The organism is Larkinella bovis (assembly GCF_042655385.1).
GTDB lineage: Bacteria > Bacteroidota > Bacteroidia > Cytophagales > Spirosomataceae > Larkinella > Larkinella bovis.
In genome coordinates, this window is record NZ_JBHSMA010000006.1 from 151,000 (window position 1) to 177,882 (window position 26,883).

Sequence of the window (26,883 nt, forward strand, 5' to 3'; positions counted from 1 at the left end):
TTAATGGTACAGCGACGCCAGGCTCAGCCGGTTGATCCGGGCCACGGACAAGTGGGTTTTCTTCTGCTGACTACCGGCGCAGTATTCCAATAATACCTCCTTTTTCCCCACAAAATGAATCGCAATGTAACAATACCAGCCATCGGGGTCGGTTTCGATGTTGCGGACGTGCTGCCAGGTTTTGCCCTCATCTTTGGAAATGCCGACGGTCAGCGGGGTGCGTTTGTCTTTCAGGGCTGGATTGCTGCCGTCGTTGTTGTTCCAGACCACGAGCAGATCGCCGGTTGAGGGAATCCGGGCAATGGACGCGGGTGACAGCGGAGATTTCAGCGTACTCGGTTCGATGTGGCTCCACGAATGGCCTTTATCCTTGGAATACGACAATTGCTGAACGCCCCCGCTGGCCCGAATGAACATCATGATCGTACCGTTCTTCAGCTCAATAACACCCGGTTCCTGCGTAATGATGTCGGTGGTGTTGGGCACGGCTTCGCCCGGTTTCCAGGTAGCTCCGCTGTCGTCGGAATAGTAACTGTAGAGCGTGGCTTTGTTCTGCCACTTGCCGTTCAGCGAGCGGTGCAGGGCCACGGCCATGAGCAACCGCCCGTTTTTGAGCTGGATCACCCGGCTATTGTTCAGGACAAAATAACCCTGTTTGTCGGTGATGCAGGGAATGGGCGCGCTCCAGGTTTTGGCTTCGTCGCCCGAAATCCGAAGTTGCGGAATACAATCCTGCTCGGAGTTCTTTTTCAGGTAAAACAGCGCAATGTTGCCATTTTTCAACCGCAGCAGCGAGACCGACATCACATTCATGTCGCCTTCTCTTTCCACAATCCGTTGATCCTGTGGCGTCCAGGTTTTGCCGCCGTCGCTCGAAAACCGCCCCGCCAGATAGGCTGGCGCGTGGTCGCTGGTGGAGCCGCCGGTGTAACGACTGTACACGAACAAAATCCGTCCGTCTTTCAGGGTTACAAAATCGCCTTCGCTGTTGCGCGGGTTATCAGGGCCGGGGTCCAGTTGCAAAACGACGCTGGAACTGGTTTCGTCCTGCGCCCGCAACGACTGGAAGCACAGGACCAGGAGCGCAGCAAGAAGGAGCAGGTTATAAATCGGTTTGGTCATGGGTGCTAACGGATTATAAATTCTGTTGGTAAGTAAACTCATTTCGCTCGGATTGCAAATCCGTAGCAGCTAGGATCGGAATTTGGAAATCCTGATTAGCGATTTTCGATCAGCAAAATCACTCTTTATCACCGGTCACTTTTCTCCCGGCCAACGACATGACCGGCAACGAGATGTTTCAGAGTTTACGGTTCCCGGTTTTTGAACACGTTTTTTCGGCCCCTTATAAAAACGGGGCCATTGAATGCATCAATAACCCCGTTTTGCATTAAAATCTATTCCGGATGTTGAAGGAGGGCCCGCCCGAAGAAGGTCGGAAGGCCCCGACCCCTGGCGGTATCCGTTTCAACCCTACAGAAAGAAGCGTTACGCTTTAAAGATCGCATCCATTTTCTCCCGGATGGTGAGCAGCCGGGTGCGGTCGCCCCCGTTGACTTCGGCGGAGGCCCAGCCCGAATAACCGATTTTCTGGAGAGCCTTGTTTACTTCCGGCCAGTTGCAGTCGCCTTCCATAAACTCAACATCGAAGCCCTTCCAGAGACCTTCTTCCTGCTGTTTTTTCAGGCTGAACTCCTTGAGATCCAGTTTCAGAATCCGCTTGCCGAGGGTTTCGATCCAGTGGGCGGGCCAGCCGTAGCGCAGGATGTTGCCCACGTCGAAATACCAGCCGACCATCGGGTGTTTAAACTCGTCGACAAACCGGGCGGCTTCCAGCGGACTGATCAGAAAGCTGTTCCAGACGTTTTCAAACGCAATTTTGACCCCGGTTTTTTCGGCTACCGGCAACAGTTTCCGGATTTCTTCCCGGCAGCGTTTGTAGGCGTCCTCGTAGCTGACGTTGGCTTTTACGACGCCCGGAACGAGCAAAACCGTTGTGCCGCCGTACTGCTTCGTGTCCTGCAACGATTTTTTCATCGCTTCCACGCAGGCTTCCCGAACTTTCGGGTCGGGGTCGGAGAGCGGGGATTTCCAGTGAAACGAATTGACCGTACCGGGTAATTCCAGACCGGTTTTGTCGCGGGCGTTCAGGACCTCTTTCATGTCGAGGTCGTTGGGCGTATCCAGTTCCACGCCATCGTATCCCAGGTCTTTCAGGAGTTTGAATTTATCGAGAATCGACAGATCTTCCTTCACCATTCCCCACTTCAGGCTTTTTTTTACCATCGGCTGGGCAGCTCCGGCGGGAGCCGTCGGATTAACGAAAGGTTTTAAAAGAGTTGGCGTCGATTCAATCGCTGCAAAACCGCCTACGGCGGCCAGCGAGCCGTTTTTCAGAAATTCTCTACGGTGCATGGGGGTTAGGAAAAGGTGGTAATACCGGGTCGGGCAACTTCCACAACGGGCGGAGTCATGTCAAAGCTATACGTATCGGGACCTAATTTTTCGGTCGAATTCATGGCTTCATCCCACGTAATCCGCCGGCCGGTATAGGCCGCCATCCGGCCCATGATACCGAGCAGCGTGCTGTTGGCCATGGCTTCACCCTGATTGATCACATCGCCTTTCCGGATGGCCGCAAACAGTTCGTCGTGCTCGGTCTGGTACATATCGTTGGAAACGCCGTTGTACTTCCATTTTTTCCGGCCCGTAATTTCGTGTACGTTCCGCGATACGTTCGCCACGGCCCGGCCTTTCGTGCCCAGGACTTCGCACATGTAGCTACCCTCGCAGTTGACCTGCTGGCGGCTGAAGTGGAACCCTTTCGCACCGTCTTCGTATTCGTAGGTAATGGCAAAGTGATCGTAAATATTGCCGTAAATTGGATCGACCCGCACCTGACGGCCCCCGGTTCCGGCGGCCGAAAGCGGCAGTTTGTCGCCGAACGCCCACGACATCATATCGACGCTGTGGATAGCTTGTTCCACCAGGTGGTCGCCCGACAGCCAGGTGTAGTAATACCAGTTCCGGAATACGTACTCGGCATCCGTCCAGCCCGGTTTACGGGCGTGTGACCAAACCGTACCCGTGTTGTAGGTATTGTAAGCGGTGATGACGTCGCCGACGGCACCGTCCTGAATTTTCTCAAACGTGGCCCGTTTCGGTTCGTGAAACCGCCAGCAGAAACCCGACATCAGCGACGTCTTTTTCTCCTTGGCGATTTTAGCCGCTTCCAGCACTTTGCGAACGCCGGGGGCATCGACCGCCATCGGTTTTTCGCAGAAAACGTGCTTGCCTGCCTGAACGGCGGCCATCAGGTGTTCCGGCCGAAAATGCGGGGGCGTAGCCAGGATCACCACGTCAACGCCCGACTCCAGCACTTTTTTGTAGGCGTCGAAGCCCAGAAATTTATGGCCGTCATCCACCTTAACGCGGTCGCCGTGAATTTTCCGCAGGTTCGTCAGAGAATCTTCCATTTTATCGCTGAAAATATCCCCAACCGCGTGCAAGATCACGTTCTGATCGGCTTTCAGGGCTTGCATGGCGGCACCCGAACCGCGTCCTCCGCATCCGATCAAACCTACTTTAAGCGTGTCGCTGTTCGGACCCGCAAAGGCGCGGTTGGGGTGCAAAATGGTGATGGAAGGCAAAACGCTGCTGGCTAAAGCCATGCCGGTCATTTTTAAAATGTCTCGACGGGAAGTACTCATGTGGAAGGAAATTTAAGGATAACTGAAGGGGATCAACTCTGATTTTCCCGGAAAGATAACCAGTCTGGGCGGGAAAGTCAAAAATTGAAAACCGCCTTCCTGAACCCGGCCATTTATCCGGTTCTAAAACCTCCTGTCAAATAGGCTTGTAATAAAAGGTACTATGTTTTGCATAATAGCCTTGACAGACTGTACCTTTGGCCCTTCACCTTTAACCAACAAGTACTTATGAAAACGTTAGCAGTATTTCTGCCGCTGCTGGTCAGTGCGCTGGCAAGTTTCGGCCAATGCGACCAGGAGGTAAAGATTACCACTTCCAAAACCGAATACCTGGACAATACCGGGGCGGTGCAACGGTCGGTGGATGAGCAAAGTACCATCGAAATTGGCAAAACCGAGATCAAAATCTGGCCGGGCAACGCGGATCGGGTCATGACGGGCAAGATTGAGTCCAACACCTGCGCCTGGAGCGTTCCGTACAAGGAGGGCAGGACGGTTATGAAGGCGGTCTTTAGTGAGGATGCCGGCCAGCAACTACACGCGACGATCACGCTGGAAGGCAAAGCAGAAAAGATAACCTTTCAGATGGAAGTGCAGGAAAGGCCCGACCGCGTCATTCGGGTCAGCGTGACGACATTTGAAGCCAAAAAGTAAGCAGCTTGCCGATTTTAACAGGAAGAATCCAGTGGGCCGGGGTGAAAACTTCGGCCCTTTGTTTTATATTTTCCGGCTTTGGACAACCAGTCACTAAAAATGTCCTGTAATTTATTATTTTCGTTGTACTAAATTAGACTACATTTACTCTGGAACGTGTTCAGTAAACGATTCGTAATCAATCATTGAAGGTTCTTGCGGAGCGGAGTAGGCGGGTTCTTTTTGGCAATTTTAACCGCAATTCCGTTGCTGAAGCAGGGAAAGGATTGCAGATTTGTCTGGGTTCGGGATCTATATGAAATGCGATTCCGGGTCAGATTGGGTTGAGAATCAAGACGGGGCCGCCCGTGTAAAGGAAGCGCTGACCGATGCGGTTTTACGTGGTACTCTTGATTCCTGACTCCTAACCGTACGGGCGGCCCCGTCTTAACGATAGATCGAGTAATGGGATGCAAATCATGCACGACCGGCGGTTGCGGCACAAAAAACGCGGCTGGAGTCGTGAAAGGATGTAAAAACAATGGTGCCTGTGGCACCGGGGGCTGCAATAAAATGAATGTGTTCGACTGGCTGAGTAACATGGAGACGCCCTCCACCCGCCGGTACGACGCAGCCGTGGAAGTGAAATTCAAGGGAGGGCGCAAAGAATACTACCGGAATCCGCACCAGCTGGACCTGACCACCGGCGATTTTGTCGTCTGCGAAATGCAGACTGGCTACCATATCGGCTGCGTCTCGCTGCAGGGCGAATTGGTGCGGTTGCAGATGCTGAAGAAAAACATTCCGTTTTCCGACGATCTGAAAGTGATTCACCGGATTGCTACGCCGAAAGACATGGAAAAACACGAGCAGGCGATTGCCCGCGACCTGACGACCATGTACCGCACCCGTGAAGTGGTGAAAGAGCTGAAACTGAACATGAAGTTGTCTGATGTGGAATACCAGTCGGATAACACCAAGGCTACGTTCTACTATTCGTCCGACGAGCGCGTCGATTTCCGGGAGTTGATCAAGATGCTGGCCGCAGAGTTCAAAATCCGGGTCGAAATGCGGCAGATCAGCCTGCGGCAGGAAGCCGGGCGGCTCGGCGGAATTGGCTCCTGCGGGCGCGAACTCTGCTGCTCGACCTGGCTGACGGATTTCAAAAACATCACAACCTCGGCGGCCCGGTACCAGAATCTGTCGCTGAATCCCAGTAAGTTATCGGGTCAGTGCGGCCGCTTGAAGTGCTGCCTGAACTACGAGCTGGAAACTTACATGGATGCGCTCAAGGACATTCCGCAGGTGGAAAAACCGCTCGAAACGCAGAAGGGCCGGGCATCGCTCCAGAAAACCGATATTTTCCGCCGAATCATGTGGTTTGGCTATAATACGGAAAGCACCTGGTACCCGTTGTCGATCGAGCGTGTGCTCCAGATTCAGGAACTGAACAAACAGAGCATCATTCCCGAATCGTTCGATCTGCTGGAACCGGTGGCGGAAAAGAAGGAAGGTGCCAAAGGAGCTACCTCGCTCAACAGTGATCTGGAAAAACTGGATAAGAAATTCAGCGACCGGAGCGATCGGAAGAAGAAACGGAAAAAGAAAAAACCGGCAGCAGGGGGTGGGCCAAACGCAGCCCCGGCGGCTTCGAACGGACGTCCGGAGAAAGGCAAAGCTTCCTGAAAAACGACAAAACCCGGCTCAAAACCGGGTTTTGTCGTTTTTCGAAAACGGTTTTTATTCGACGGCATCGTATACGACCACCCGCTGCCAGTAGCGCGCGCAATCTTCCACGAACTTCAGGTGAATGGGGTCTTCCTGATAGGCGTCATGGGCGGCCTGGTCCCGGAAAATATACGTCAGTGACCAGTCGTAAGTGTGATCGATCACCGGACGGCGCGTTTCGGCGGGTTTTCCAATGTACAGGGCTTCAAAATGCGAAATGCCTTTGAGGGTTTCGAGACCGGCGCGCAGGGCCTGGCGATCCTCGTCGCTGCCGGGGTTGTTGAGCCAGAAATAAACGGTATGAACAAACATGGTTTTTCGGTTCGACCGGTTTTCGGTACGGTTTTGTGGTAACGGGTTTTGAGTCGGAAAACTAACTATTTTTCTCCAACTGCTTCACCAGTACGTCGAAATCTTTCGGATAGGGCGCTTCAAAAACCGTCCGTTCGCCATTGAGCAGGTCAAAGGTGAGCGAACGAGCGTGCAGGGCCACGCGCTGAATCAGCGACTGTTCTTCCGTGTCTTTTTTCAGGTTGAATTTCCGCTTCAGTTCGGATAGGAAAACCGGTTTGCCGCCGTAGGTCGGATCGTTGGCAATGGGGGCTTTCAGGCACATCAGGTGCACCCGAATCTGGTGCATCCGGCCCGTAATCGGAATACATTCCACGAGCGTATGCAGCCGGAATACTTTCAGGGTGTTAAAAATCGTTTCGGCATCTTTGCCTTTCTGGCGGTCAATTTTAACGGCGGTGCCATCTTTGATGGGCGAAATGGGCAGGTAAACCGACACGCCATCAAAATCATGCACACCGTCCACGACGGCATGGTAGCGTTTCGTCACGTCGCGGTGTTCGAACTGCATCGCCAGGTGTCGGTAGGCCGCCGGGTTTTTGGCAATCGCCAGAATGCCGGAGGTGCCTTTGTCGAGCCGGTGTCCAAGCTGCGCATCCGGGTGGTAGGCTTTGGCCATCCGCAGGATACTCAGCGACTTATCGGCGTTCCGTTCGTCGAGCGAGGCAATGTTCGGCGGTTTGTTAATCAGAATATAATCGTCGTTCTCGAACAGAATCAGATCTTCAAAATTCAGTTTCATGCTACAAAGGTCCTGAACAACAGAATGCTATCCAAACCAAAAAGATTCCCGGCGGCAAAACGGGAGTTGGGATGGGGTATGAATCAAGAAAAACCCATTGTTTTAACGACATCAATCCCCCGTATCCTGCTTATTTTTGCCATCACAACTTCCGGAAAAAATGTCCTATTGCCGCGCTATTGACACCATGACCGCCGACCGAAAGGCGCTCCACCAGGCTTACCACGATCACCAGTACGGTTTTCCGATCCACGACGATAACGAGCTGTTTTGCCGGTTGGTGCTGGAAATCAACCAGGCCGGTTTGAGCTGGGAAACAATCCTGAAAAAGGAAGCCGGTTTCCGGAAAGCCTACGATAATTTTGATATCCCCACCGTAGCGGCTTATACCGATGCCGACCGCGACCGGCTGCTGGCTGATGCGGGCATCATTCGCAATCGACTGAAGATAAATGCTGCCATTGAAAACGCCAGAACCATTCTGCTGCTGCAAAAAGAGTACGGTTCGTTTGAGAAATGGCTGGAACATCATCACCCCAAAACCAAAGAAGAATGGGTGAAAGTCTTCAAAAAGACGTTCCGGTTTACGGGTGGTGAAATCGTCAACGAGTTTCTGATGAGCATCGGTTTCCTGCCCGGCGCGCATTCGACCGACTGCGCGGTGTATGCCAACGTGCTGGAATCCAAACCGGTATGGGCCATTGTTCGTGTTGCTCGTCAGGATTTGCAGTCCTGACGCTACCTGTCGCGGATTTGAAATCCGCATCTGAGTTATGCAGGATTGCAAATTCTACATAGCGAATCAATCGGCTTTTTCGAGCTTGAAACTGAAGGTTGTGCCCTTGTCGGGTTTGCTCATGACCGTGATTTTCGACTTGTGGGCGTTCAGGATGTGCTTCACAATGGCCAGCCCCAAACCCGTGCCGCCCCGTTCTTTCGAACGGCTTTTATCAACGCGGTAAAACCGCTCAAAGATGCGGTTGAGGTGCTCGGGCGGAATACCGGGACCATTGTCGCGGACCTGAACCACGTACTGTTTCTTTTCTTCTTCAAAACTGACGTTGACCTTGCCGCCTTCGTTGCCGTATTTAATGGCGTTTTCGATCAGGTTGGTCAGGACCTGCGTGATGCGCTGCGGATCGGCTTTCACCAGCACCGCACCGGGCGGATCCGATTTGATTTTTAACGTCGTTTTGCGGGCTTTGGCGGTATTTTCCAGTTGTTCAAACACTTCCAGCGTGATCTGGTAGAGATCCACCGGCTCGAAATTCATCTTGATTTCGCCGGTTTCGAGTTGCGAGAGGGCCACCAGATCTTTCACCAGGGCATCCAGACCGTCGAGGCTTTTGGCGGCTTTAGACAGAAACTTGTCCCGCACGTTTTCGTCGTCGATGGCCCCGTCGATCAGCGTGTGAATGAACCCCTGCGCGGCAAAAACCGGGGTTTTCAGTTCGTGGGAAATGTCGGCCAGAAACTCGCGCCGGAATTGTTCGAGTCGCCGGAGTTCCTCGATTTCCTTTTGCTTGCGGGCGACGTAGACAAAAATCTCGTCGTTGAGCTTCCGGAACGGGTTGTTGCTCTTGACAATGGTGCTGCGCGATAGCGAAAAATCCCGCATCCGCAGTTTGTGAATGGTTTTGTAAAGTTTGTTCACTTCCCGAAACACCAGAATTTCGATGGCGTACAGAATCAGAAAGAACGAAACGACCAGGGACGAAATGGCCACCACAAACAGCATACTGGTGGTAACGCCTTCCACGAAGGTCAGGAACGCGACGGTCAGGGCCGAAATCAGACCGGCCAGCAGAAAGGCAATAACACGGGGGCTGAACGACATGAAGTAAAGATAACCCCTTATCCTTCGGAATTGAACATATACCCGACGCCCTTCAGGGTTTTGATGTAATTCTCGCCGATTTTCTCGCGCAGTTTCCGGATGTGGACATCGACCGTCCGTTCGAGCACGTAAATATCGACACCCCAGATTTTCTGCAACAATTCTTCACGACCGAACACTTTGTTGGGCGACAACGCCAGGAAAAACAGCAGTTCGAACTCCTTTTTGGGCAGCACCACGGTTTTGTCGGCGGTGGTCACGGTGTAGTTCAGGCGGTTGATCACCAGGCCCCCAATCTCAATTTTTTCGCCCGGATCCGCTTTCTGGGCTTCGCGCCGGAACAGGGCGTTGATGCGGCTCATCAGCGCCCGTGGTTTGATGGGCTTGGTAATGTAGTCGTCGGCACCGATTTCGAAGGCCGCCACTTCCGAATACTCTTCGGAGCGGGCCGTCAGGTACAGAATAAACGTCTGGCGCAGGTCGGGCATGGTGCGGAGCTGGCGACCGGTTTCGATCCCGTCGAGCTGGGGCATCATGATATCGAGCAGGACCAGTTCGGGGATAAAAGTGCGGGCCATGTCGAGGGCTTTGCGGCCATCGGGCGCGGTGCGAACGTCGTAGCCTTCTTTTTCCAGATTGTATTGCAGCATCTCGACAATGTCCGGATCGTCGTCGACAACCAGCACACGGTGAAGTTGCTGAGCGGTTTTGGCGGCACTCATTCGTAGGTTTGTTGGTGTATTCAGACCCGAAGGTAAGTGCTATGTCAGCAATTTTACGAACGTAACGGCATTGTTAACAAAAACTTAATACAAAAAGACGGTAGTAGACCTGCTATTCGGAGAGCCTGAAAAGAAGGCCGGCAGCCGGCCGAAAACGAAGCGGTTACTGCCGCACCAGGTCAATTTGTTCAACGCCCCGGTTCAGACCCCGCCAGACCATTTTAGACTGTTCGTTGCCGACCTCCAGCGAGAAATTGTCGTTGATCAACCCCAGGTCTGCCAGAAAGGCTTCTTCCGGCTCGACGGTATGCGAGGAACCGTCGGGAAACCGGTATTGAAACAAAAAGAGTCCCTGCGGCCCTTGTTTATTGACCAGCCAGGTATGGTGCGCCCGGATATCAAACTGAACCGGGTAGGTTTTGCCACCGTATTCAATCGCTCCGTCGTATTCTCCCCGTCGCAGGTCCCGGGGCGAACTGCGGGGAACAGCCGCCGGCCGGATGGTCAACCGGGCCAGATTGATAAACGTACTGTCGCGGGTGAGCTTGACGAAGGTACGGTTGTAAATCCTGGGATTGTGTTTAACCAGCACTTTCTGGAGGATCCACGTACCGGTGATTTTCGTTGCCAGATCCTGCATGAGCTGCGTACTGACCTGATCGTAATCAATGCGAGGAGTGCGTGGATTGGGAGCTGCGATCTCGTGGCGCGTACACTGGCTGCTCAACAATCCGACAAGCGCCAGAAAAAAGTAGAAGCTGTTTTTCATGATAACCGACCGTTTACGACAGGATTCATAAGGGCTTCAAAAAGACAGACAAGAGTGTGTTGTACAAATATAAAAAATACGAACAATTAGTAACCAGCCATCGAGGAATGAAAAACCGGTTTTGTGTTTCGGGGAAATGGGTTAGAGTTTAAAGCGAGCTGGTAGCCGATTGCTGATGCCTGAAAAAGCCGGGAAGCATACGGTTTTGCATACATTCCCGGCTTTCAGAAAGAAGAATAAAGTGAAACGACCTTTCGGTTATAATCAACGCTACGAGGGCGTAGTCTATGAAGCGTAAGCACTGGCCAATGCCTTTCGCTCGGCTTCGAAAATGACGGTGTTTTTTGTCAGGCAGTACCCTTGTTTTTCGATCGTCCGGGCAAAATTGGAATCGTCAATCAATTCGGCGGAGCCAATTTTTTCCAAGGCTCCCAATTGGGAGCGAACGTGAGCGGGAATAATCGTTAAATCCGGCTGGGGCGTATGCTTTAGCCAAACCTGACATTTTTTTTCGGTACAGTAGTAACCTCGAATTAGCATAACCTGAGTAAAGTTAAGCTCCCATAATGTTGGTACTGAAGGAGCGGTGGTGAATAGGATTGCGATCCTGAACGGAGGGTTTGCTTTGAGACAAAATCCAGTCCGTCAAAGGCGGTTTTCTGGTGCTTTCGGCTTAGTTATTTCTTTAATTGTCTGATAGTTGCGCGAGCAAAACGGATGCCAGGGTTGTCTGTTTATTTTGCAGGACAACATAGTTTATTTAACATCTTTAAATCAGTCAAACAATCCTTTAAATCATGACAGACAGAAACCGTAACCGGCGTCTAGTGGCATGACATCCGACACGCTCTGCCCCTCTTGCTAACCGAAAACTAACTTTCGATACAAATACGCGATAAAATCCGGTTTCGGCTCCGCATCCAAAGGGGGAGCCGCAGCCGGAGCGTAGGTTTTCAGGGAATAGATTTTCATTCAGAATGCTTCGTTCGTTTTTTGATGAAATACATCTTTCCGCTTTCGTTGGTCATTATCAGGTCCGTGTTGTTCACGAACGTAAGGCCCTCTGTCTGGCCGCGCGGAATTCGCAGGCAGTGGGTTGGATTCTGAAAACTGATCCGACTGGATTTTTGTTCGAAGAGAAAAATCTTGCCGTAAGTCAAAACCGCCAGCGTCCGGCCGTCGGGGCTGAGGGTGGCATCGGTCACCATGCTTTTCAGGAAAACACTGTCAACGGGCTCCAGCGTATGGTTTCCGGTTTGGGCGGGAAAACCGTACAGGCTGACCAGCCGCCGGGGCTTCGAACGGTTTTTAGAAACCAGAAACAGGCTGTCGTTGGCAAAAAACAGGGCTTCACTGTCGAAATTACGTGTATCTTTCGATGCGGGAAACGTTTGCTGGCGGGCATACTGAAACGTTATGGGCTGAAAATCGTTAGGATGGTGGAGATTGATTCGGTAAATGCTGAGCTGCCGCCGGGCGTTGGCGTTGTTGCCGATATCGCCGATGAACAGAACGGTCGTGTCCTGGCTCGTCAGGGCTTCCCAATCCTGGTTTTTGAGCATCGGCAGGGCCAGCGAATCAACCAGCGATCCGTCGCCGGAAACCTCGTAGAGCGTGGGGCGGCCTCCGCTATCATTATGCGTCCAGAACGTCCGGCGATTGGGCCGATAGACCAGACCCGAACTTTCGTTGACGACCGCAGCCAGTCGACCAACCCGCGAAACCGCGTACTGCGAACGGCCGCTGCGAAAACCGCTGCGTTTGTTTTCCGCGTGGCAGGAGCAAAGCGTTACTTTCAGCGAGAACAGGAAGAGAAGAAAGGAGTTCATTGACAGTATACGGTTTAGGTATTCGGGGTACGGAATTCTGTTTCTGACGGATTCGTGAATCACAATACGCTAACCGGAATACGTCAGCTACCGTCGCGAGGCCCCGGCGTGAACCGTATACCGAAAACCGTAAACTGAATACTGTAAACCGAATACCGTCGTCAAAAATATGGAAAACAAAGTTCCTGAGGTCAATTTACCATCGTACGTCCGGCTGGCCTGCGTGCTGATCATCACGACCATTCTGGTTTACTGGTTGTCGGCCATGCAGGAACTGCTGGTACCGCTGGTTTTTTCCGTACTGTTTGCCATGATTCTGTACCCGATCAACCACCGGCTCGAACGCTGGCGGGTGCCGCGCGTACCAGCCATTCTGGTGTGTCTGGTGATTGTGATCGGTTTTCTGTACCTGCTTTTCTACCTGGTTTCGCTGCAAATTGCCAGCTTTACCGCCGAAGCGCCCCGGCTGATCGAACGCGGAAATCAGATTCTGGACCGGCTGCAAACGTTCGGCGAAGACCGGTTTCATATCGAACGGACCAGAATCGCCGAAGAGGCCCGTACATACTTCAACAACCTGATTCGGGAGAGCGGGTCCTTCCTGACTTCCACGCTGCTGGCTACAACCAACACCCTGTCCACGATCTCGATTGTTCCGCTGTACATTTTCTTTTTGATGCTGTACCGCGACTTTTTCCGGGCGTTTTTCTATAAAGTATTCCGGAGCACGAAGCGGGCGAAAATCGACGTTATCTTTTCCCGGATTTATAATGTTGTGAAAGATTACCTGGTCGGGCTGGTATCGGTGATCCTTATTGTCGGTATCCTGAACACGGTGGGGCTGCTGATTCTTGGCATCGATTACGCCGTCTTTTTCGGGTTTCTGGGCGCGTTCATGATCCTGATTCCGTACATCGGGATTTTGATCGGATCCTTGCTGCCGGCCCTGTTTACGCTGCTGACCAACGACAATCCGCTGGTCGCACTGGGCGTGATCGGGGTATTTTCGTTTGTCCAGATTCTGGAAGGGAATTTCATTACACCGTACATTGTCGGCTCGAAAGTCAGTATCAACCCTCTGGCGGCCATCATCGTCCTGTTGCTGTGGGGCCAGTTATGGGGCGTTACCGGGCTGATTCTGGCGCTGCCGATGACGGCCATTCTCAAGGTGGTTTTTGACGCCATTGAGCCGCTCAAACCGTACGGTTATCTGCTTGGTGAAGCCGAACGGCAGAAAACCAGGCCATTAAACGTAAAAGAGCTAACGGACAAATTGCCGAAGAAGGTGAAAGATTTGGTGGATTAATCCGGCCCCGGACCCTCAAAACTTCAATGGGTCCAGGTTTTTGAAATGCCCATTCATCTTGATGCGGTCTTTGGTCCGTTCCATTTCGGCCACCACGGGCAACACCCGGTCCAGATGTCGGATCAGAAACCGCTGGCGTTCATTTTCGCGCGGAAAGGTCAATAACTCGTATTCTTCTTCCACCGACAGGCCAATCTTGTGCGCCACCCGGAACGACAGCAGGGGCGTTTCTTCGTCAAGGTCGGATTTGATCTGGAGCAGCCGGTAAAGCCGGGTTAGTTTCACGATCAGCTCGTTCAGGTGGTTGCCGGTTTCGGGCTCGGTTTCCACAAGTTCCACGTTGCCACCTGCATAGAGCTTGCCCGGCGCCGGGTTTTCGAAGTGGGCAATTTTAAAAATCCGGTGCCCTTTCGATTTGATGTCCATCCGGCCGTCGTCGTAGCGTTTATGCAGGGTGGTAACGCTCATTTCCGTGCCGTAGCCGCGCAGTTTGTTGTTGATAAAAGCCGGAATGCCGAAGGTCTGGCCGGTTTCCAGGCATTCGTTGATCAGTTGCCGGTACCGTTCTTCGAAAATGTGCAGGTTGAGGTCTTCGTTGGGGTAAACAACCAGGTTCAGGGGGAATAAAGGCAAATAAATGTCCATACTACAAATCTTTTTCCACCGACACCCCCACGCTGTAAATCTCCGGCAGGGGGTTCTGGCGCATGTATTGGCGCAGGCGGATGGTGTATTTGCCGCTGCGCGGAAACCGGTATTTCTTGATCATACTAATCCGGTGATCGAACAAATCGCCCAGGCCGTCGCCGTACGGTTTTCCGGTTTTCGGGTCGAGGAGCGTCAGTTCATCCTGTTTCGATTCCAGCATTTTCCCGTCGCCGTCCAGCAGATAACGACGGATGTACAGGTTATAGTACGGATAGGAAACGCTGTTGCGGATGTTGTAATAAATATTGTAGGCCAGGGTCGTATCCGCAATCTCAAACGTGAATTCCGGCGCATTGTTGATGTACCAGGTGCCGTCTTTGATGTCGTCAATTCCCTTGTAAACCGCCTTCTCATCGCAGCCAGCCAGCCACAGCGCCAGACCCGCCAGTAACCCTATCGTTAATTTCTTCATGGAATAGAAACGGTTTTGTACAAAGCTACGACCGTCCTGATAAGTTTCAAACGAAACGCCGGGGTGATTGAGTATGATAAAAAACTATGAAAATAGTTTGCAAACTACCCAAACCATTTTATATTCGTCATCGGGACACTAATTTGCTTTCGAAATAACCTAAAACAAGCACAATGGAAAAGTTAACGGCTAAAGAAGAAGAAATTATGCAGGTGTTATGGAAAGTCGAGCAGTCGTTTGTCAAAGACATGCTGCCCTACTTTACCGATCCTCCGCTGCATTACAATACCGTTTCAACCATCATTCGCAACCTCGAAGAAAAAGGGTATGTGGGCCATCAGGCGTATGGCAACACGCACGAATACTACCCGATCATCAGCAAGGAAGATTACCAGAACCGCTTCGTGCTGAAGAAAGTCGTGTCCGATTATTTCGATGATTCCTACAAGAATCTGGTGAGTTATTTTGCCAAAAAGGATAAGATTTCGGTGGATGAGCTGAAAGAAATCATTACGATGATCGAGAAGGGGCAGTAGCCATGAGCCTGTTGATTTATCTCCTGCAAGCGGGCCTGATCCTGGCGGTGTTGACGCTCTGCTACCGGCTGTTGCTCCGCCGGGCCACCTGGTTTGGCCTGAACCGGTATCTGCTGGTGTTGAACGTGGCGCTGGCGCTCCTGCTGCCGCTGGTCGAGCTGCCCGATTTCCGGCCCGCGCCCGTCCGGAACCTGGTTCAGCAAACCGTGCCGAACCTGCGGGTGTCGGACTGGAGCGTTCTGGACTGGTCGCGGCTGAAACCGGCGCAGGTGGCTCCAGGGGGGCAGCAACCGCAAAACCGGGTACCCGATGAGTTCATCACCACGGAACCGGTCGAAACGCCGTTCGACTGGCCGAAGCTGGCGTTGTGGGTCTACCTGGCGGGGGGCATTTTTCTGGCGGGACGGTTAGGGCTTCAACTCGCGTCGCTGACCCGGCTGATTATGCGGTCGGAACGCTCGTGGGACAAGGGTATTTGCTTGGTTACCAATGCGAAAATCGGTTCGCCATTTTCGTTTTTTCGCTGGGTTGTGCTGAACCCGGTTTTGTACGAACCGGACGAACTCGAGCAGATTCTGCACCACGAACGGGTGCATAGCCGCCAGTGGCACAGTCTGGATATGTTGTCGGCAGAAGTGCTGCGCATCGTTTTCTGGTTCAACCCGTTTGCGTGGTGGCACCAGCAGCTGGTGCAGGAAAATCTGGAATACCTGGTGGACCGGGAAGTGCTGGAGGAGGGGGTCGAGAAAAAAGCGTACCAGTATTATTTGCTGAAAGCGAGCCTGTCCGGCCAGATGCCGGTGCGGCCGGCTACCAACCCGTTCAATCAGCACCAGTTGAAAAACCGGATTCGGATGATGAACCGGTCGCGGTCGCGGGGCGTTGGCGGGTTGTACCTGCTTTTCGGGGGGATGGTGCTGTTTTTCTGCACCGCCTTCAACGTGCCCAAAACCGTGTCCAAGTACGTCGTAGATGGTCCGTTTGGCGTTTTTGGCCTGATCACTTCGGTGACGACAGCGCAGGATCTGGAAGTAATGCAGGCCGCTTTTGCCGATAAAGGCATGACGATGCAGTATCGGGCGGATCGGAATCGGGCGGGTTTGATCGACTATATTTCGGTGGAAGTGAAAAGGGGCAACAACGTGATCACCAAAACAAGCCGGCAACTTCCACCCTTCGTGCTGTCGGCTCATCAGGCCCATCCGTCGCAACCGTTTGTGGTGGAAACCACCCAACAGCCCATGCTCTTGCCCGATACCCTGTACGCACTTTGGGAACGCGAAAAACCGGTTGTCGTCTTGAACGGACGGCTGTTGAAAATGCGCCCCGGGCAGCCCTTCGGTTTCGGAACACGCCCTGATTTTAAGCGCAGTTCCCTGACGGCGCAGGAAGCGATCCGGCGCTTTGGACCGGCCGGGAAATACGGAGCCACGACCCTCGATGGCAAAATTGTCGATGCTATTTTCTCGGTCAAGCCGCCTGTTCTTGCACTCGGGCGTCGACTCTGGGAGCAACAGCCGCTGACCGTGAGCCAGCAGCAAGACGTAACGTTTTTGATCGATGGCCTGCCGGGAACGTACGCCCAGTTCCGCCAGTTGGCCCCAACCGAGAAGCTGGCGGTTGCGGTTTTTGACCGGGATCAAATCGGAATGATCAAACCGCTTTTCAAGACCGAAGTCCTGGTCGTTGTCACAACAAAACGCCAGTTGCTGGCCCAATAACCGCTTTTCTCCGACGCGTATGAAGCCCAGACCTTCCTTTTCGCAACAACCCGAACAGTTTCGGTTCGTCAACCGGTTTGGTTCCCGGTTTCTGAAAAACCGCATTCGGATGATGAATCAGGTAACGAAATACCACCGGTCGTGGCCGGTGTATACCTTTCTTCTCGCGGTGACGGCTCTCGTAACGACGATGGCCGCCGTGGAAAAACACAAAAACGCGCCCCTGATCTGGAAAACACAAGAACCGGCGCCGAAACCGGCCGTAGTCCGGCCCACGACGGTCCGAAAACGCACCGTTCCGAGCGTCGATTCAAAAACCGGCGGCAAAACCGCCCCAGCGCTGGCGCTGGCTTCCGAACCGGTGGCTGCCGGGGACTCGGTGAAGGATCTGGCCGAAATTACGGTGATTGGGACGGAAAAACGGGGCCGGTACGCCATGCGGAAAGGGGAGCGGCTTTAGATGAAAAAGCCGTTGCCGGGCGGGTGGCCGAAAACCGGATGGCGTATTTCATCCTGAAAAATCAGAAAGCCGGCCCGGGCGGCAGCCGGACAATCACCGGCCAGTGGCTACTCGAAAACCGGGGCCGCCGGAATGAAGGCATGGGCGTTTTCATCAATGCCGAAAACCGGGTTCAGCTTTACCACCCGGACAATGTTACGCTCTTGATCAACGGCAAGGAGGTGAATGCCAGTGAAATAGATGGCGTGCAGCCGGAGCATTTGCATACCGTTATTGTGAAAGACGTTCGGGACGAAACCGCCGGCCCGGGTCGGCAGAAACGGTACGTGCAGCTTTTTCTGAACCCGTAAGTCGGGACAGGATCGTTCCTTTTTAACCGTATGAAGCCTCGCCAATACCATTATTCGTTCACGAATCATTTTGAATATGCCGGTTTGAAGAGCCGGATTCAGATGATGAACAGTACTCCGTCCGGTGCGGGCTGGTGGCGGTATTTCCTGCTCTGGATCGTCACGGTCGGGCTGGTGATGGCTTGTCAGAACTGGCGGCAGGAGGAGCGGGCCGTCGTTGCACCTCCTTCGATTCCGCTGTCGAACCCTACGCGCGTGATGGTCGACAACCTTGAATCGAGTGTGCATTGGGGCCGGCTGCTGACGTACCATCAAACGAAAAGCAAGCGAAAAGCCGAATCCGTGCTGCAATACGGCGAACCGTTTATTCTGGGGTTGAAAGACGGGGTGCTGACGCTGACCGAACCCTACCGCGAGCAGACGCTGGTTTACCTGAACGGCAAAGAAGCATCGGCAGATTTGCTGGCGAACCTGAAGGTCGATTACATTGAAGAGCTGTTTGTGCTGCACCAGTTTGAGGGGGCCGACGAGTACGATCCGAAACCGTACCGTGTTCTGCTTCAGATCAGCGATCAGCCGATTGCCTTCTTACCCGGTCGGCAGGAGTTGGTCAACCTGCTGGAAGCCGCCATCCTTTCCGACCATCCGCTGGGCGCTTCCAATACGTTTACGATGAATAAAGTGCTGGAAGCGACTTTTTTCGGGTATAAAAATGTGTTCGTCAAGCGACTGAAGAACCAGCATCTGAAGGTGCAGGACGAGTTTATCAACGACATCGACGTTTACATCAATGGCCTTCCGGTGGCGGTGAAAGAGGTGGAAACCGTCCACGTCCGCGAGATCGATCGGCTCTATACCCGGGAACGACCGTATACGGCCTGGCTGCGGGCCGGAAAACGCGAGGCCCGGTACGTACTCTACATCCAGACTGCGCCGAAACGCGCCCGGCGCGACAGCAGTTATTACGTCTTCAGCCCGTTTTATTCCGGCGATTTTTGATCGAAAACCGGGTCGGGCGGGGTAAGTTATTGATCGTCGTCCTCGGCAACTACTTTTTCTTTCGGGCGTTCGTAGGTGATTTTGCCTTTGTCGTCCCACTCGCTGATGACGTACGGTTCAAAATCGTCCGTCCAGCGGTCGCGGCCATACTGCGTGATTTTTTTGCGTTGCCGCCGAAACTGGTAATATTCGGTCCAGCGGCCGACTTTTACGCCCTGGTCGTACTTGCCTTCGGCGGCCAGCTGGCCGCCTTCGTAAAAGGCCATATATTGCCCGTGAATTTTCCCGTATTCTTTCGGCACGACTTCTTTCACTTTCGTATGCGCCGAATCGTAGTAGGTGATTTCGGCTTCGGCCGGGAAACCGCGGTCCCATTTCTGCTTGTCGAGCAGCATGAAATTGGCGTCGTATTTCTCCCAGCGACCATCTTTGGCCCCGACGTAATAAAAACCTTCTTCGAGCAAAATACCGTTCTGGTAGCGTTTATACGGCCCGTGCAGGATCATTACCTTGTCCTTGTCTTTGATCAGCGCCGACGAAACACGCCCGGCTTTGGGGTCGAACCAGTAGGTTTCGCGGACGTACGGATTGGGTTGCCGGTATTGCCGCAAAACCGTGAACTTCTCGATGATCGTCCGGTCCCCGCTGCCAAACTTGGTGTACTGTTCCACAATCGGCAGGCCTTCGTATTCCGTCTTGGCGAGTCGTTGTTTTTTCTTGCGTTCGGCTTTGTCTTTCTGTTCTTTCTTGAATTGCTTCACTTTCAGGCCCAGATCCGGCAGCGTTTCGCTCACCAGCGTTTCGACACCGGATGGGACCAGCGACGGCCCGGATTTGTCGTCTTTCGCCGATTTTTCGGTAACCGGCGCCTGGGCGGTTGTAAACGAGTTCTGGACCGGCGAGGTGGTTGTTTGCGCCATTCCCAGCAGACCGCTTCCCAGTAATAACCCTGTTAACGCAATTCGTTTCATGAAACAATCAAATCAGCTTAAACAGCCTGAACGGAATAATCCTTTCCTTTAACGCTTTTTATCGGGTTTTATTTTCTCAAAAACCGTGCATAACTTCGTTCAAAAATAACGAATTGTGGAAAAAAACGCGAAGATATACGTAGCGGGCCACCGCGGCATGGTCGGTTCGGCGATTGTTCGAAAACTACAGGCGGAAGGATTTGAAAACCTACTGGTTCGGACCTCTTCCGAACTGGATCTGCGGAATCAGGCCGCCGTGGAGGATTTTTTTGCCACCGAAAAACCGGAGTATGTGTTTCTGGCAGCCGCTAAAGTGGGCGGTATTGTGGCCAACAATACGTACCGGGCCGATTTTCTGTACGACAACCTGCTGATCGAAGCCAACATCATCCACCAGTCGTACCGGACGGGCGTTAAAAAGCTGCTGTTTCTGGGTTCGTCCTGTATTTACCCCAAACTGGCTCCGCAGCCGCTGAAGGAAGAATATTTGCTGAGCGGTTTTCTGGAACAGACCAACGAGCCCTACGCCATCGCCAAAATTACCGGCATCAAGCTCTGCGAATCGTACCGGCGGCAATACGGCTGCAACTTTATTTCGGCCATGCCGACCAACCTCTACGGCCCGAACGACAATTACGATTTGCAGAATTCGCACGTGTTGCCCGCTTTGATCCGGAAATTCCACGAAGCGAAAGTCAACAACCAGCCAGCGGTCGAAGTCTGGGGGACGGGTTCACCGCGCCGGGAATTCCTGCACGCCGACGACCTGGCCGACGCCTGTTTCTTCCTGATGGAACACTACGACGACGAACTGTTTGTGAACATCGGTACCGGCGTAGACGAAACCATCCGCGAACTGGTCGATCAGGTGCAGCAGGTGGTGGGCTACGAAGGCGAAGTTCACTGGAATACCGATAAACCCGATGGCACCCCCCGCAAACTCATGGACGTGTCGCGACTGCACGCCCTGGGCTGGAAACACACGACTTCGCTGAAAGACGGCCTGGAACTGACCTACCAGGATTTCCTGGCGAACGAGGAGCTGTATGTGGAGTGAGATTTCGTTATTACACAGGGTTGATCAGAGAAATCCCTGATCAACCCTGTGTAATAACGTTACCCTACTTTCTTTGCCGGATTCCCAAAAACCGTCGTGCCGGCTTCGACGTTTTCGATCACGACGGAACCCGCTCCGATCCGGGCGTTCTTCCCAATCGTGACGCCGGCTACAACCGTGACGCCCGTGCCGATGAACGCTCCTTCTTCGATGGTCACACCGGGATTGATGAAACCTCCCGTTCCGATGTGTACGTAGTCGCCGAGTTTGGCCTGAGCGTCAATCACCGCGCCCGACTGGATGATGCAATGCTGCCCGATTTCGGCAAACGGATTCACCACCACCCGGGCAGCAATCAGGTTACCGTGGCCAATGCTGGCTAAAGCCGAAACCGTAGCGGTATCGTGAATGGCGTTGACGGGCTGCACGTGCCGCCGGTCGTTGAGCAGCTTGACGAGCTTTTTCCGGACCCGCGTATCATCCACGGCCACGAACGCTTCACACTTCTGACCGATCAGTTTCAGAAAACCGTCGTCGTCGGTTTCGCCCAGCACCGACACATCGCCGAACTCCTTGCCGTGTAATTTTTTATCGTCATCCAGCAAACCGTAGACGACGACGCCGTTCCGCTGAAAAATATCCAGGGCCGTGACGCCTAAACTGCCTGCTCCGAAAATGAGTACCGGATTCTCCATAGTCAAGAATTACATTAGGGTATTGTTAACAAACCGCCCAAGCGCCCGAAAAAGTTTGCATTCCGGTAAAATTGCGACAATAACCGCTTCACAGGTAAACGGTATTTTCGGACATGAAACACAACACTCATTTCCGAACGATCGTCATTTCGGATGTGCATTTGGGAACGAGCGGTTCGAAAGCAAAGGAAGTAACCGACTTCTTAAAGTACTACAGTTGTCAGAAATTAATTCTGAACGGTGATATCATCGACGGCTGGCAACTGCGCCGGGGGAGCGAATGGAAAAAGAAACATACGGCGTTCTGGCGAGCGGTGTTGAAGGCCATGGACAAGCACAATACGCGGGTCATTTACCTGCGCGGCAACCACGATGATTTTCTGGATCAGATCATGCCGCTCCGGCTGGGTAAATTCTTTTCCATCCGGAAAGACTATGTGTTAACGTCGGGCGACAAGCGGTTTTATATCACCCACGGCGACGTCTTCGATACGATCAATACCCGGATGAAATGGCTGGCCCATCTGGGCGACATGGGCTACAGGTTTCTGCTCTGGTTCAACAGGTTTTACAACACCTACCGCGCCTGGCGGGGCCTGCCGTATTACTCACTGTCGCAGAAAATCAAACACCGGGTGAAGCAGGCAGTCAGGTATATTTCGGATTTTGAAGAAAAACTGACCGAACTGGCTAACGCCCGCAACTGCGACGGCGTGATTTGCGGCCACATTCACCACCCGGCGATCCGGCCAGTTGGCGCGTTCGTTTACATGAATTCCGGCGACTGGGTGGAATCCTTGAGCGCCCTGGTCGAAGATCACGACGGGCACTGGAACCTCCTGTATTATAGCACCGAACTCGAAAAAGCCGGGTCGATGCCCGCACTGCATCACGCCTGAGCCCGTATTTTCCCCGCAAAAGAACTTGCCAGCTTCCGGTATTTTTCGTTAACTTCCGGTTGAGAAGCACTGGCAATTATGAAAATTCTGCATACCGCAGACTGGCACCTCGGCAAACGACTTTACAAACACGATCTGCGCGACGACCACGTCCGGTTTCTGGACTGGCTGGCCGAAACGGTGGAAAGCCGCGAAATCGATGTCCTGCTGATTTCGGGGGATGTCTTTGATACGACCAACCCCAACGACGGGTCGATGCAGCTGTATTACCAGTTTCTGACCCGGATGCTTCCGCTGGAACGAAAGATCATCATCACCGGCGGCAACCACGATTCTCCCAGCAAACTCAATGCGCCCCGCGAACTGCTCCGGCACCTGAACATGCACGTGGTCGGCTGCACAACCGGCGATTGCACCGACGAAATCATCCGGCTGTCTACCGGCGCGGGCGATCTGTTGGTGGCCGCCGTTCCGTACCTGCGCGACAGCGATTTGCGGCAGTCGATTTCCGGGCAGACGTACGAGGAGCGCATCGAAGCCGTGCGGATGGGTATTCGCAATCATTACGAACGCATCATCGACCATTGCCAGACGCAATACCGGAATGTGCCGGTTTTGGCGATGGGGCATTTATACGTCAATGGGGCGACGGTTTCGCCCGAAAGCGAACGCGAGATTCATGCCGTGGGCGGTCAGGCGGCTTTTTCGTCCGAGCATTTTCCGCCCGGTTTTGATTACGTGGCGCTGGGGCATATTCACGTTCCGCAGATCATCGGCGCGGTCGAAACCGTGCGGTATTGCGGTTCTCCGCTGCCGCTGAGTTTTGGTGAGCGCAACAACCGGCATCAGGTGCTGGAACTGACGGTCGAAAACGGGAAGATCACAACCGTCGAATCCGTTCCGGTACCGCGCTTCCGGTCCTTGCGGCAGGTCGCCGGCCCCCTCGAAACGGTACAGGAGTTGCTGGAAAAGCTGGAGGAAACCGACGATCTGACCACGCTGGTAGAGATTCTGGTAGAAGAAGAACAGGAGAGCCTGGTGGTGCGGCAGCAATTTGAAAAACTGCAACGCGACTACACCAACGCGCCTTTTCAGATCGCCAAAACCCGGCTGACGTTCCGCAATAAACTCAAAGGGCTGGATGCGCTGTACGTGGCCGATACCAACCTGCAAGACCTTTCGTACCTCGATGTGTTCGGTCGGCGGCTGGATGCTTCGCAGGTGGAAGGGGAGGAGCGGACGAAGCTGGTAGAAGCTTATAAAGAATTGTATCGATTGGTGACGGAACAGGCGCTCCATCCCGTACAACTGCATGAAAATCCGACAAATACGCTTTCGTAACATCAATTCCTTTTACGGAGAACACCCGCCGATCCCGTTCAACGAAGGCTTGTTGAGCAGCACCGGTTTATTTGTTATTTCCGGCCCGACCGGTGCCGGTAAATCGACCCTGCTGGATGTGATTACGCTGGCGCTGTTCAACCGCGTGCCCCGGATTTCGGGAGCCATTTCCAATACCAGCATCATCGACGAAGGTCTTCTGGTAAACCAGCAGGCGGCTTTGGAACCGGGTACGGCGGCTTATGCCGAGATTGAGTACGAAGTGGGCGGCAAAGCCTACCGCTCGCGCTGGTCGATCAAGAAAAACCGCAACGGCAACTGGAACAACTACGAAATGGAAATTGCTTTTCTCCCCGAGGGGCAAACCGAAGGCCAGTTGTTACCGATCAAAGGCTTAAGCGAATTTCCAAAGAAGAACGAAGAACTCATTGGCCTGACCTACGACCAGTTTATCCGGTCGATTGTGCTGGCGCAGGGGGCATTTGACCAGTTCCTGAAAGCCCGGGCGGCCGAACGGAGCAAGATGCTCGAACGGATTACGGGCACCGAAATTTACCGGCAGCTCGGGCAGCGGGCGCACCAGGTAAACCGGGATTACGAACTGAAAATTGCGGATAAGCGGAAGGGCTCCGACCTCATCAAACTCTTGAGCGACGAACAGGTCGACGAACTTAAAAGTCGCCGGAAAGCCATCAGCAGCCGCCTGGACGAACTCGCGAAAGAGATTCTGTTTTATACGAACGAAGAAAACTACCGGCGCCAGCGGGACGAAGCCGACCGGCAATTGACGGAACTGGCCAAACGGCAGGCGTCGTTGGAAGCCCGACAACGGGCGTTTGTGCCGGATGCGCTGCGGCTACAGCAGCACGAACTGGTGGCCGATCTGGCCGGAACCTTCGCCGACATCGCCCATGTTGAAAACAGCCAAAAAACCGCCAAAGCCGAACAGCAAACCGCCCGCGAGATGCTGGCCCAGCTGGCCCGGCAACAGGCGGTTTTGATCGGGAAAGCCCAGATGTTGACGCAGCATCCGGCATTGACCGAAAAAACGTTCGGGAAAGATTTGAACGACTTTCGGGAAACCGTGCTGGCGTTGATCAGCCAATACAATGCGGAGCGGGATAAGGCCAAACCGGCGTACACCTCCATCAAAAAAGAGCTGGAAACCACCAAACTGACGTGGTTCAAGGCCCTCGATGTACGGGATGTCGATGGCATGACGGAGCGGGTGAACCAACGGCTGCACGAAGTGAACCTGCAACTGGTGCAGATCGAACAGGATTACCCGGCGCTAACCCCAGCGTCCATTCAGTACGAACTAAACCGGCTGCTGGACCAGGATAGCAGCCTGGCCGAACTGCGCACCTTGCTGGTTCAGCAGCAGGAACGCCTGCTCGATGGCACGGCCCTGAACGGCAAAATTAACGACCATACGGCTTTTTTGAACCAGCAGCAAAAACCGCTGAATGACCTGGTCGCCGGGATCGCGGAGCTTCAGCAGAGAATGGACCAGCTGCAACACAAAAAACGGCGGCTGGCCGAAGAAGCGGATCTGGAAGAACTCCGGAAGGCGCTAAAAGACGGTGAGCCCTGCCCGTTATGCGGTTCTCTCGACCATCCCTACGCCCAGCATTACATCAATCAGGTCGGCACGCTGGAAGTGGAGTTACGACTCGTAACGGACGATTGGGAGAAAAAGAAAAAAGCGTACGAAGCCCTGCACGGCAGGCTGTTGAAAATTCAGTCGGAACTGGAAACGTATTCGGAGCAGCGGAACCAGCTTCGGAGAGCGTATTCGGAAAAGAAAACGATGATTTCCAACCGGCTCTCGACGCTCGCGCTGGACCCCGAACTGTCGCCGGAGGAGATTACCGATGCCCAGCAACTCATTCAGAAGCAGCGGGAAGAACTCAACGAGATCCGGATGCTCTGGGAGCACGAGACGGTTCTGCGCCGGCTGTCGGACGATCTGAAAACCGTGCAGGAAAGTAAGGTACAGGCCGATGTTCTGAAAGCGCAAAAAGAACAGTTGTTTCCGGGCGACGATGTCCGGGCGGCTTGCGAACAGCTCGCCCATCAGTTTAATACGGTTCAGGCCAGGATGAGTACGCAACAGAGTTTGCTCGAAAAAGCGACCTCCAGCTATGCAGATTCGGATAGAAACTACCAAACACTGACCGCCGAATTACAGCCGGTTTTGATCGAACGCGGTTTTGCAACTCTGGCCGACGCCCGCGCCGGTTTGCTCGAAACTTCGAAAGTTCGGTACTTACAGGAGTTAAAAACCGCCCTGGAAAAAGAAGCCAACGAAATCCTCCGCCGACAGGCCGACGAAACGCAGAAACGCCAGCAGGCCGTCGCTGCTTGCCAAACCGAGTGGTCGCTGGAGGAGGTGACGACAAAGCTGCGGGAAGCCCAGAAAGAAGAAGCCCGCGAGCGGGAAAATATCGGGTACTACAAACGGCAACTGGAAGAAGATAAGGAGAAACGCCGGAATTTCCAGCAACTGACGAAAGAACTGGAAAAACTCGAAGCCGAAGCCCGGCCCTGGCGCGAACTGGATCGGCTGATCGGCAGCGCCAAAGGGGACGATTACAGCAAGTTTGCGCAGGGCCTGACGCTGGTTCAGCTGATCGGCCTGGCGAACCGGCGCTTGAAAGAGTTGTCAGACCGGTATCTGTTGCTGAAACCGCGCGATGGCCAGGATGAACTATACGTGGTGGATCTATACCAGGGCAGCACGGAACGCACGGTTTCCAGTTTGTCGGGGGGCGAAACGTTTACGCTCAGTCTGGCGCTGGCGCTGGGGTTATCCGATCTGGCATCCCGGAACGTGCAGATCGACAGCCTGTTCATCGACGAAGGGTTCGGAACACTCGACCCCGACGCCCTCGATACGGCCATTGCGATGCTGGAAAAACTGCAACACGACAGCCAGAAAATGATCGGCATTATTTCCCACCGGCACGAGATCAAGGAGCGGATCAGCGTGCAGATTCAGGTGGAAAAGGGAATGGACGGGAAAAGTAAGATTAAGGTTCTGGAACTCTGAGGGTTCAGAACCGGGATTCCACCGATTAAAGGATTAGCCCGGTTATAAAAGGAAA

27 protein-coding genes are annotated in these 26,883 nt (G+C 53.6%); 13 read left to right on the forward strand and 14 right to left on the reverse strand.

What is annotated here, in order from left to right:
- The 3 genes from ACFPMF_RS18815 to ACFPMF_RS18825 all read right to left on the reverse strand — a co-directional run bounded on the left by ACFPMF_RS18815 (position 1) and on the right by ACFPMF_RS18825 (position 3,710).
- The gene (locus ACFPMF_RS18815; protein WP_379848230.1) at positions 1 to 1,122 is read right to left on the reverse strand and encodes a sialidase family protein; all 1,122 of its coding nucleotides are present in this window, start codon (positions 1,120 to 1,122) and stop codon (positions 1 to 3) included.
- A gap of 366 nt (positions 1,123 to 1,488) precedes the next feature.
- Complete coding sequence (locus tag ACFPMF_RS18820) at positions 1,489 to 2,415, reverse strand: sugar phosphate isomerase/epimerase family protein (RefSeq protein ID WP_379848232.1); 927 nt, start codon at positions 2,413 to 2,415, stop codon at positions 1,489 to 1,491.
- Positions 2,416 to 2,420: 5 nt separating this feature from the next.
- Complete coding sequence (locus ACFPMF_RS18825; protein ID WP_379848234.1) at positions 2,421 to 3,710, reverse strand: Gfo/Idh/MocA family protein; 1,290 nt, start codon at positions 3,708 to 3,710, stop codon at positions 2,421 to 2,423.
- A 228-nt stretch (positions 3,711 to 3,938) separates the two neighbouring features.
- Here ACFPMF_RS18825 and ACFPMF_RS18830 point away from each other — a divergent pair, with 228 nt between their 5' ends.
- Positions 3,939 to 4,364 carry a hypothetical protein gene (locus tag ACFPMF_RS18830; protein ID WP_379848236.1) on the forward strand — a complete coding sequence of 142 codons (426 nt, stop codon included), beginning with the start codon at positions 3,939 to 3,941 and terminating at the stop codon, positions 4,362 to 4,364.
- A 444-nt stretch (positions 4,365 to 4,808) separates the two neighbouring features.
- The gene (locus ACFPMF_RS18835; protein WP_379848238.1) at positions 4,809 to 6,029 is read left to right on the forward strand and encodes a PSP1 domain-containing protein; all 1,221 of its coding nucleotides are present in this window, start codon (positions 4,809 to 4,811) and stop codon (positions 6,027 to 6,029) included.
- Between the two features lie 54 nt (positions 6,030 to 6,083).
- On the opposite strand, the gene ACFPMF_RS18840 is transcribed toward ACFPMF_RS18835, so the two are convergent.
- Together ACFPMF_RS18840 and ACFPMF_RS18845 are read right to left on the reverse strand one after the other, a co-directional pair.
- Positions 6,084 to 6,383 (reverse strand): Dabb family protein, encoded by a 300-nt coding sequence (locus ACFPMF_RS18840; RefSeq protein ID WP_379848240.1) that lies wholly within the window; start codon positions 6,381 to 6,383, stop codon positions 6,084 to 6,086.
- A gap of 61 nt (positions 6,384 to 6,444) precedes the next feature.
- The gene (locus ACFPMF_RS18845; RefSeq protein WP_379848241.1) at positions 6,445 to 7,164 is read right to left on the reverse strand and encodes an RluA family pseudouridine synthase; all 720 of its coding nucleotides are present in this window, start codon (positions 7,162 to 7,164) and stop codon (positions 6,445 to 6,447) included.
- Between the two features lie 160 nt (positions 7,165 to 7,324).
- On the opposite strand from ACFPMF_RS18845, the gene ACFPMF_RS18850 reads away from it, so the two are divergent.
- Positions 7,325 to 7,900 carry a DNA-3-methyladenine glycosylase I gene (locus ACFPMF_RS18850; protein WP_379848243.1) on the forward strand — a complete coding sequence of 192 codons (576 nt, stop codon included), beginning with the start codon at positions 7,325 to 7,327 and terminating at the stop codon, positions 7,898 to 7,900.
- Between the two features lie 66 nt (positions 7,901 to 7,966).
- Here the strand turns inward: ACFPMF_RS18850 and ACFPMF_RS18855 are convergent, their stop codons facing one another.
- The 5 genes from ACFPMF_RS18855 to ACFPMF_RS18875 all read right to left on the reverse strand — a co-directional run bounded on the left by ACFPMF_RS18855 (position 7,967) and on the right by ACFPMF_RS18875 (position 12,321).
- Positions 7,967 to 9,001 carry a sensor histidine kinase gene (locus tag ACFPMF_RS18855; protein ID WP_379848245.1) on the reverse strand — a complete coding sequence of 345 codons (1,035 nt, stop codon included), beginning with the start codon at positions 8,999 to 9,001 and terminating at the stop codon, positions 7,967 to 7,969.
- A gap of 17 nt (positions 9,002 to 9,018) precedes the next feature.
- The gene (locus tag ACFPMF_RS18860; RefSeq protein WP_379848247.1) at positions 9,019 to 9,723 is read right to left on the reverse strand and encodes a response regulator transcription factor; all 705 of its coding nucleotides are present in this window, start codon (positions 9,721 to 9,723) and stop codon (positions 9,019 to 9,021) included.
- 163 nt (positions 9,724 to 9,886) lie between these two features.
- Positions 9,887 to 10,492 (reverse strand): hypothetical protein, encoded by a 606-nt coding sequence (locus tag ACFPMF_RS18865; RefSeq protein ID WP_379848249.1) that lies wholly within the window; start codon positions 10,490 to 10,492, stop codon positions 9,887 to 9,889.
- Positions 10,493 to 10,777: 285 nt separating this feature from the next.
- Positions 10,778 to 11,032, reverse strand: coding sequence for a hypothetical protein (locus ACFPMF_RS18870; RefSeq protein WP_379848251.1), 255 nt, complete (start codon positions 11,030 to 11,032; stop codon positions 10,778 to 10,780).
- A gap of 428 nt (positions 11,033 to 11,460) precedes the next feature.
- Complete coding sequence (locus tag ACFPMF_RS18875) at positions 11,461 to 12,321, reverse strand: SdiA-regulated domain-containing protein (protein WP_379848253.1); 861 nt, start codon at positions 12,319 to 12,321, stop codon at positions 11,461 to 11,463.
- A gap of 169 nt (positions 12,322 to 12,490) precedes the next feature.
- On the opposite strand from ACFPMF_RS18875, the gene ACFPMF_RS18880 reads away from it, so the two are divergent.
- Positions 12,491 to 13,627 carry an AI-2E family transporter gene (locus ACFPMF_RS18880; RefSeq protein ID WP_379848255.1) on the forward strand — a complete coding sequence of 379 codons (1,137 nt, stop codon included), beginning with the start codon at positions 12,491 to 12,493 and terminating at the stop codon, positions 13,625 to 13,627.
- A 15-nt stretch (positions 13,628 to 13,642) separates the two neighbouring features.
- On the opposite strand, the gene ACFPMF_RS18885 is transcribed toward ACFPMF_RS18880, so the two are convergent.
- The gene (locus ACFPMF_RS18885) at positions 13,643 to 14,272 is read right to left on the reverse strand and encodes an LON peptidase substrate-binding domain-containing protein (protein ID WP_379848257.1); all 630 of its coding nucleotides are present in this window, start codon (positions 14,270 to 14,272) and stop codon (positions 13,643 to 13,645) included.
- 1 nt (position 14,273) lies between these two features.
- Positions 14,274 to 14,747 (reverse strand): gliding motility lipoprotein GldH, encoded by a 474-nt coding sequence (locus ACFPMF_RS18890; RefSeq protein WP_379848259.1) that lies wholly within the window; start codon positions 14,745 to 14,747, stop codon positions 14,274 to 14,276.
- 173 nt (positions 14,748 to 14,920) lie between these two features.
- Between ACFPMF_RS18890 and ACFPMF_RS18895 the strand changes: the two genes are divergently transcribed.
- Genes ACFPMF_RS18895 through ACFPMF_RS18915 form a run of 5 tightly spaced genes read left to right on the forward strand, consistent with a single transcriptional unit; the run spans position 14,921 to position 18,813 of the window.
- Positions 14,921 to 15,283 carry a BlaI/MecI/CopY family transcriptional regulator gene (locus ACFPMF_RS18895; RefSeq protein WP_134024829.1) on the forward strand — a complete coding sequence of 121 codons (363 nt, stop codon included), beginning with the start codon at positions 14,921 to 14,923 and terminating at the stop codon, positions 15,281 to 15,283.
- A 2-nt stretch (positions 15,284 to 15,285) separates the two neighbouring features.
- Positions 15,286 to 17,004 (forward strand): M56 family metallopeptidase, encoded by a 1,719-nt coding sequence (locus ACFPMF_RS18900; protein WP_379848261.1) that lies wholly within the window; start codon positions 15,286 to 15,288, stop codon positions 17,002 to 17,004.
- Positions 17,005 to 17,023: 19 nt separating this feature from the next.
- A complete protein-coding gene (locus ACFPMF_RS18905; RefSeq protein ID WP_379848263.1) occupies positions 17,024 to 17,464 on the forward strand; it encodes a hypothetical protein in 441 nt (146 codons plus the stop codon).
- Between the two features lie 38 nt (positions 17,465 to 17,502).
- The gene (locus ACFPMF_RS18910; RefSeq protein ID WP_379848265.1) at positions 17,503 to 17,814 is read left to right on the forward strand and encodes a hypothetical protein; all 312 of its coding nucleotides are present in this window, start codon (positions 17,503 to 17,505) and stop codon (positions 17,812 to 17,814) included.
- A 30-nt stretch (positions 17,815 to 17,844) separates the two neighbouring features.
- Entirely contained in the window at positions 17,845 to 18,813 is a 969-nt protein-coding gene (locus ACFPMF_RS18915) for a hypothetical protein (protein ID WP_379848267.1), read from the forward strand.
- A 26-nt stretch (positions 18,814 to 18,839) separates the two neighbouring features.
- Here ACFPMF_RS18915 and ACFPMF_RS18920 read toward each other — a convergent pair whose 3' ends face one another.
- Positions 18,840 to 19,784 carry a toxin-antitoxin system YwqK family antitoxin gene (locus ACFPMF_RS18920; RefSeq protein WP_379848269.1) on the reverse strand — a complete coding sequence of 315 codons (945 nt, stop codon included), beginning with the start codon at positions 19,782 to 19,784 and terminating at the stop codon, positions 18,840 to 18,842.
- A 115-nt stretch (positions 19,785 to 19,899) separates the two neighbouring features.
- On the opposite strand from ACFPMF_RS18920, the gene fcl reads away from it, so the two are divergent.
- Positions 19,900 to 20,841 carry a GDP-L-fucose synthase gene (gene fcl, locus ACFPMF_RS18925; RefSeq protein ID WP_379848271.1) on the forward strand — a complete coding sequence of 314 codons (942 nt, stop codon included), beginning with the start codon at positions 19,900 to 19,902 and terminating at the stop codon, positions 20,839 to 20,841.
- Between the two features lie 59 nt (positions 20,842 to 20,900).
- On the opposite strand, the gene ACFPMF_RS18930 is transcribed toward fcl, so the two are convergent.
- Entirely contained in the window at positions 20,901 to 21,536 is a 636-nt protein-coding gene (locus ACFPMF_RS18930) for an acetyltransferase (protein ID WP_379848273.1), read from the reverse strand.
- A 113-nt stretch (positions 21,537 to 21,649) separates the two neighbouring features.
- Here ACFPMF_RS18930 and ACFPMF_RS18935 point away from each other — a divergent pair, with 113 nt between their 5' ends.
- The 3 genes from ACFPMF_RS18935 (at position 21,650) to ACFPMF_RS18945 (ending at position 26,828) form a co-directional block, all read left to right on the forward strand.
- The gene (locus ACFPMF_RS18935) at positions 21,650 to 22,435 is read left to right on the forward strand and encodes a UDP-2,3-diacylglucosamine diphosphatase (protein ID WP_379848275.1); all 786 of its coding nucleotides are present in this window, start codon (positions 21,650 to 21,652) and stop codon (positions 22,433 to 22,435) included.
- A gap of 78 nt (positions 22,436 to 22,513) precedes the next feature.
- The gene (locus ACFPMF_RS18940; RefSeq protein ID WP_379848277.1) at positions 22,514 to 23,776 is read left to right on the forward strand and encodes an exonuclease SbcCD subunit D C-terminal domain-containing protein; all 1,263 of its coding nucleotides are present in this window, start codon (positions 22,514 to 22,516) and stop codon (positions 23,774 to 23,776) included.
- The gene (locus ACFPMF_RS18945; RefSeq protein WP_379848279.1) at positions 23,748 to 26,828 is read left to right on the forward strand and encodes an AAA family ATPase; all 3,081 of its coding nucleotides are present in this window, start codon (positions 23,748 to 23,750) and stop codon (positions 26,826 to 26,828) included. The genes ACFPMF_RS18940 and ACFPMF_RS18945 overlap by 29 nt, the downstream gene beginning before the upstream one ends.
- Positions 26,829 to 26,883: the final 55 nt, after the last annotated feature.

Excerpts from the sequence above, each read along its gene's own strand:
- ACFPMF_RS18870 (WP_379848251.1), bottom strand. The coding sequence starts at position 11,032 with ATGCTAATTCGAGGTTACTACTGTACCGAAAAAAAATGTCAGGTTTGG.
- ACFPMF_RS18905 (WP_379848263.1), top strand. The coding sequence starts at position 17,024 with ATGAAGCCCAGACCTTCCTTTTCGCAACAACCCGAACAGTTTCGGTTC.
- ACFPMF_RS18815 (WP_379848230.1), bottom strand. The coding sequence starts at position 1,122 with ATGACCAAACCGATTTATAACCTGCTCCTTCTTGCTGCGCTCCTGGTC.
- ACFPMF_RS18890 (WP_379848259.1), bottom strand. The coding sequence starts at position 14,747 with ATGAAGAAATTAACGATAGGGTTACTGGCGGGTCTGGCGCTGTGGCTG.
- ACFPMF_RS18835 (WP_379848238.1), top strand. The coding sequence starts at position 4,809 with ATGGGATGCAAATCATGCACGACCGGCGGTTGCGGCACAAAAAACGCG.
- ACFPMF_RS18930 (WP_379848273.1), bottom strand. The coding sequence starts at position 21,536 with ATGGAGAATCCGGTACTCATTTTCGGAGCAGGCAGTTTAGGCGTCACG.
- ACFPMF_RS18880 (WP_379848255.1), top strand. The coding sequence starts at position 12,491 with ATGGAAAACAAAGTTCCTGAGGTCAATTTACCATCGTACGTCCGGCTG.
- ACFPMF_RS18820 (WP_379848232.1), bottom strand. The coding sequence starts at position 2,415 with ATGCACCGTAGAGAATTTCTGAAAAACGGCTCGCTGGCCGCCGTAGGC.
- ACFPMF_RS18875 (WP_379848253.1), bottom strand. The coding sequence starts at position 12,321 with ATGAACTCCTTTCTTCTCTTCCTGTTCTCGCTGAAAGTAACGCTTTGC.
- ACFPMF_RS18840 (WP_379848240.1), bottom strand. The coding sequence starts at position 6,383 with ATGTTTGTTCATACCGTTTATTTCTGGCTCAACAACCCCGGCAGCGAC.
- ACFPMF_RS18910 (WP_379848265.1), top strand. The coding sequence starts at position 17,503 with ATGGCGTATTTCATCCTGAAAAATCAGAAAGCCGGCCCGGGCGGCAGC.
- ACFPMF_RS18940 (WP_379848277.1), top strand. The coding sequence starts at position 22,514 with ATGAAAATTCTGCATACCGCAGACTGGCACCTCGGCAAACGACTTTAC.
- ACFPMF_RS18900 (WP_379848261.1), top strand. The coding sequence starts at position 15,286 with ATGAGCCTGTTGATTTATCTCCTGCAAGCGGGCCTGATCCTGGCGGTG.
- ACFPMF_RS18850 (WP_379848243.1), top strand. The coding sequence starts at position 7,325 with ATGTCCTATTGCCGCGCTATTGACACCATGACCGCCGACCGAAAGGCG.
- ACFPMF_RS18885 (WP_379848257.1), bottom strand. The coding sequence starts at position 14,272 with ATGGACATTTATTTGCCTTTATTCCCCCTGAACCTGGTTGTTTACCCC.
- ACFPMF_RS18830 (WP_379848236.1), top strand. The coding sequence starts at position 3,939 with ATGAAAACGTTAGCAGTATTTCTGCCGCTGCTGGTCAGTGCGCTGGCA.
- ACFPMF_RS18915 (WP_379848267.1), top strand. The coding sequence starts at position 17,845 with ATGAAGCCTCGCCAATACCATTATTCGTTCACGAATCATTTTGAATAT.
- ACFPMF_RS18845 (WP_379848241.1), bottom strand. The coding sequence starts at position 7,164 with ATGAAACTGAATTTTGAAGATCTGATTCTGTTCGAGAACGACGATTAT.
- ACFPMF_RS18855 (WP_379848245.1), bottom strand. The coding sequence starts at position 9,001 with ATGTCGTTCAGCCCCCGTGTTATTGCCTTTCTGCTGGCCGGTCTGATT.
- ACFPMF_RS18860 (WP_379848247.1), bottom strand. The coding sequence starts at position 9,723 with ATGAGTGCCGCCAAAACCGCTCAGCAACTTCACCGTGTGCTGGTTGTC.
- ACFPMF_RS18895 (WP_134024829.1), top strand. The coding sequence starts at position 14,921 with ATGGAAAAGTTAACGGCTAAAGAAGAAGAAATTATGCAGGTGTTATGG.
- ACFPMF_RS18865 (WP_379848249.1), bottom strand. The coding sequence starts at position 10,492 with ATGAAAAACAGCTTCTACTTTTTTCTGGCGCTTGTCGGATTGTTGAGC.
- ACFPMF_RS18825 (WP_379848234.1), bottom strand. The coding sequence starts at position 3,710 with ATGAGTACTTCCCGTCGAGACATTTTAAAAATGACCGGCATGGCTTTA.
- ACFPMF_RS18935 (WP_379848275.1), top strand. The coding sequence starts at position 21,650 with ATGAAACACAACACTCATTTCCGAACGATCGTCATTTCGGATGTGCAT.
- ACFPMF_RS18945 (WP_379848279.1), top strand. The coding sequence starts at position 23,748 with ATGAAAATCCGACAAATACGCTTTCGTAACATCAATTCCTTTTACGGA.
- ACFPMF_RS18920 (WP_379848269.1), bottom strand. The coding sequence starts at position 19,784 with ATGAAACGAATTGCGTTAACAGGGTTATTACTGGGAAGCGGTCTGCTG.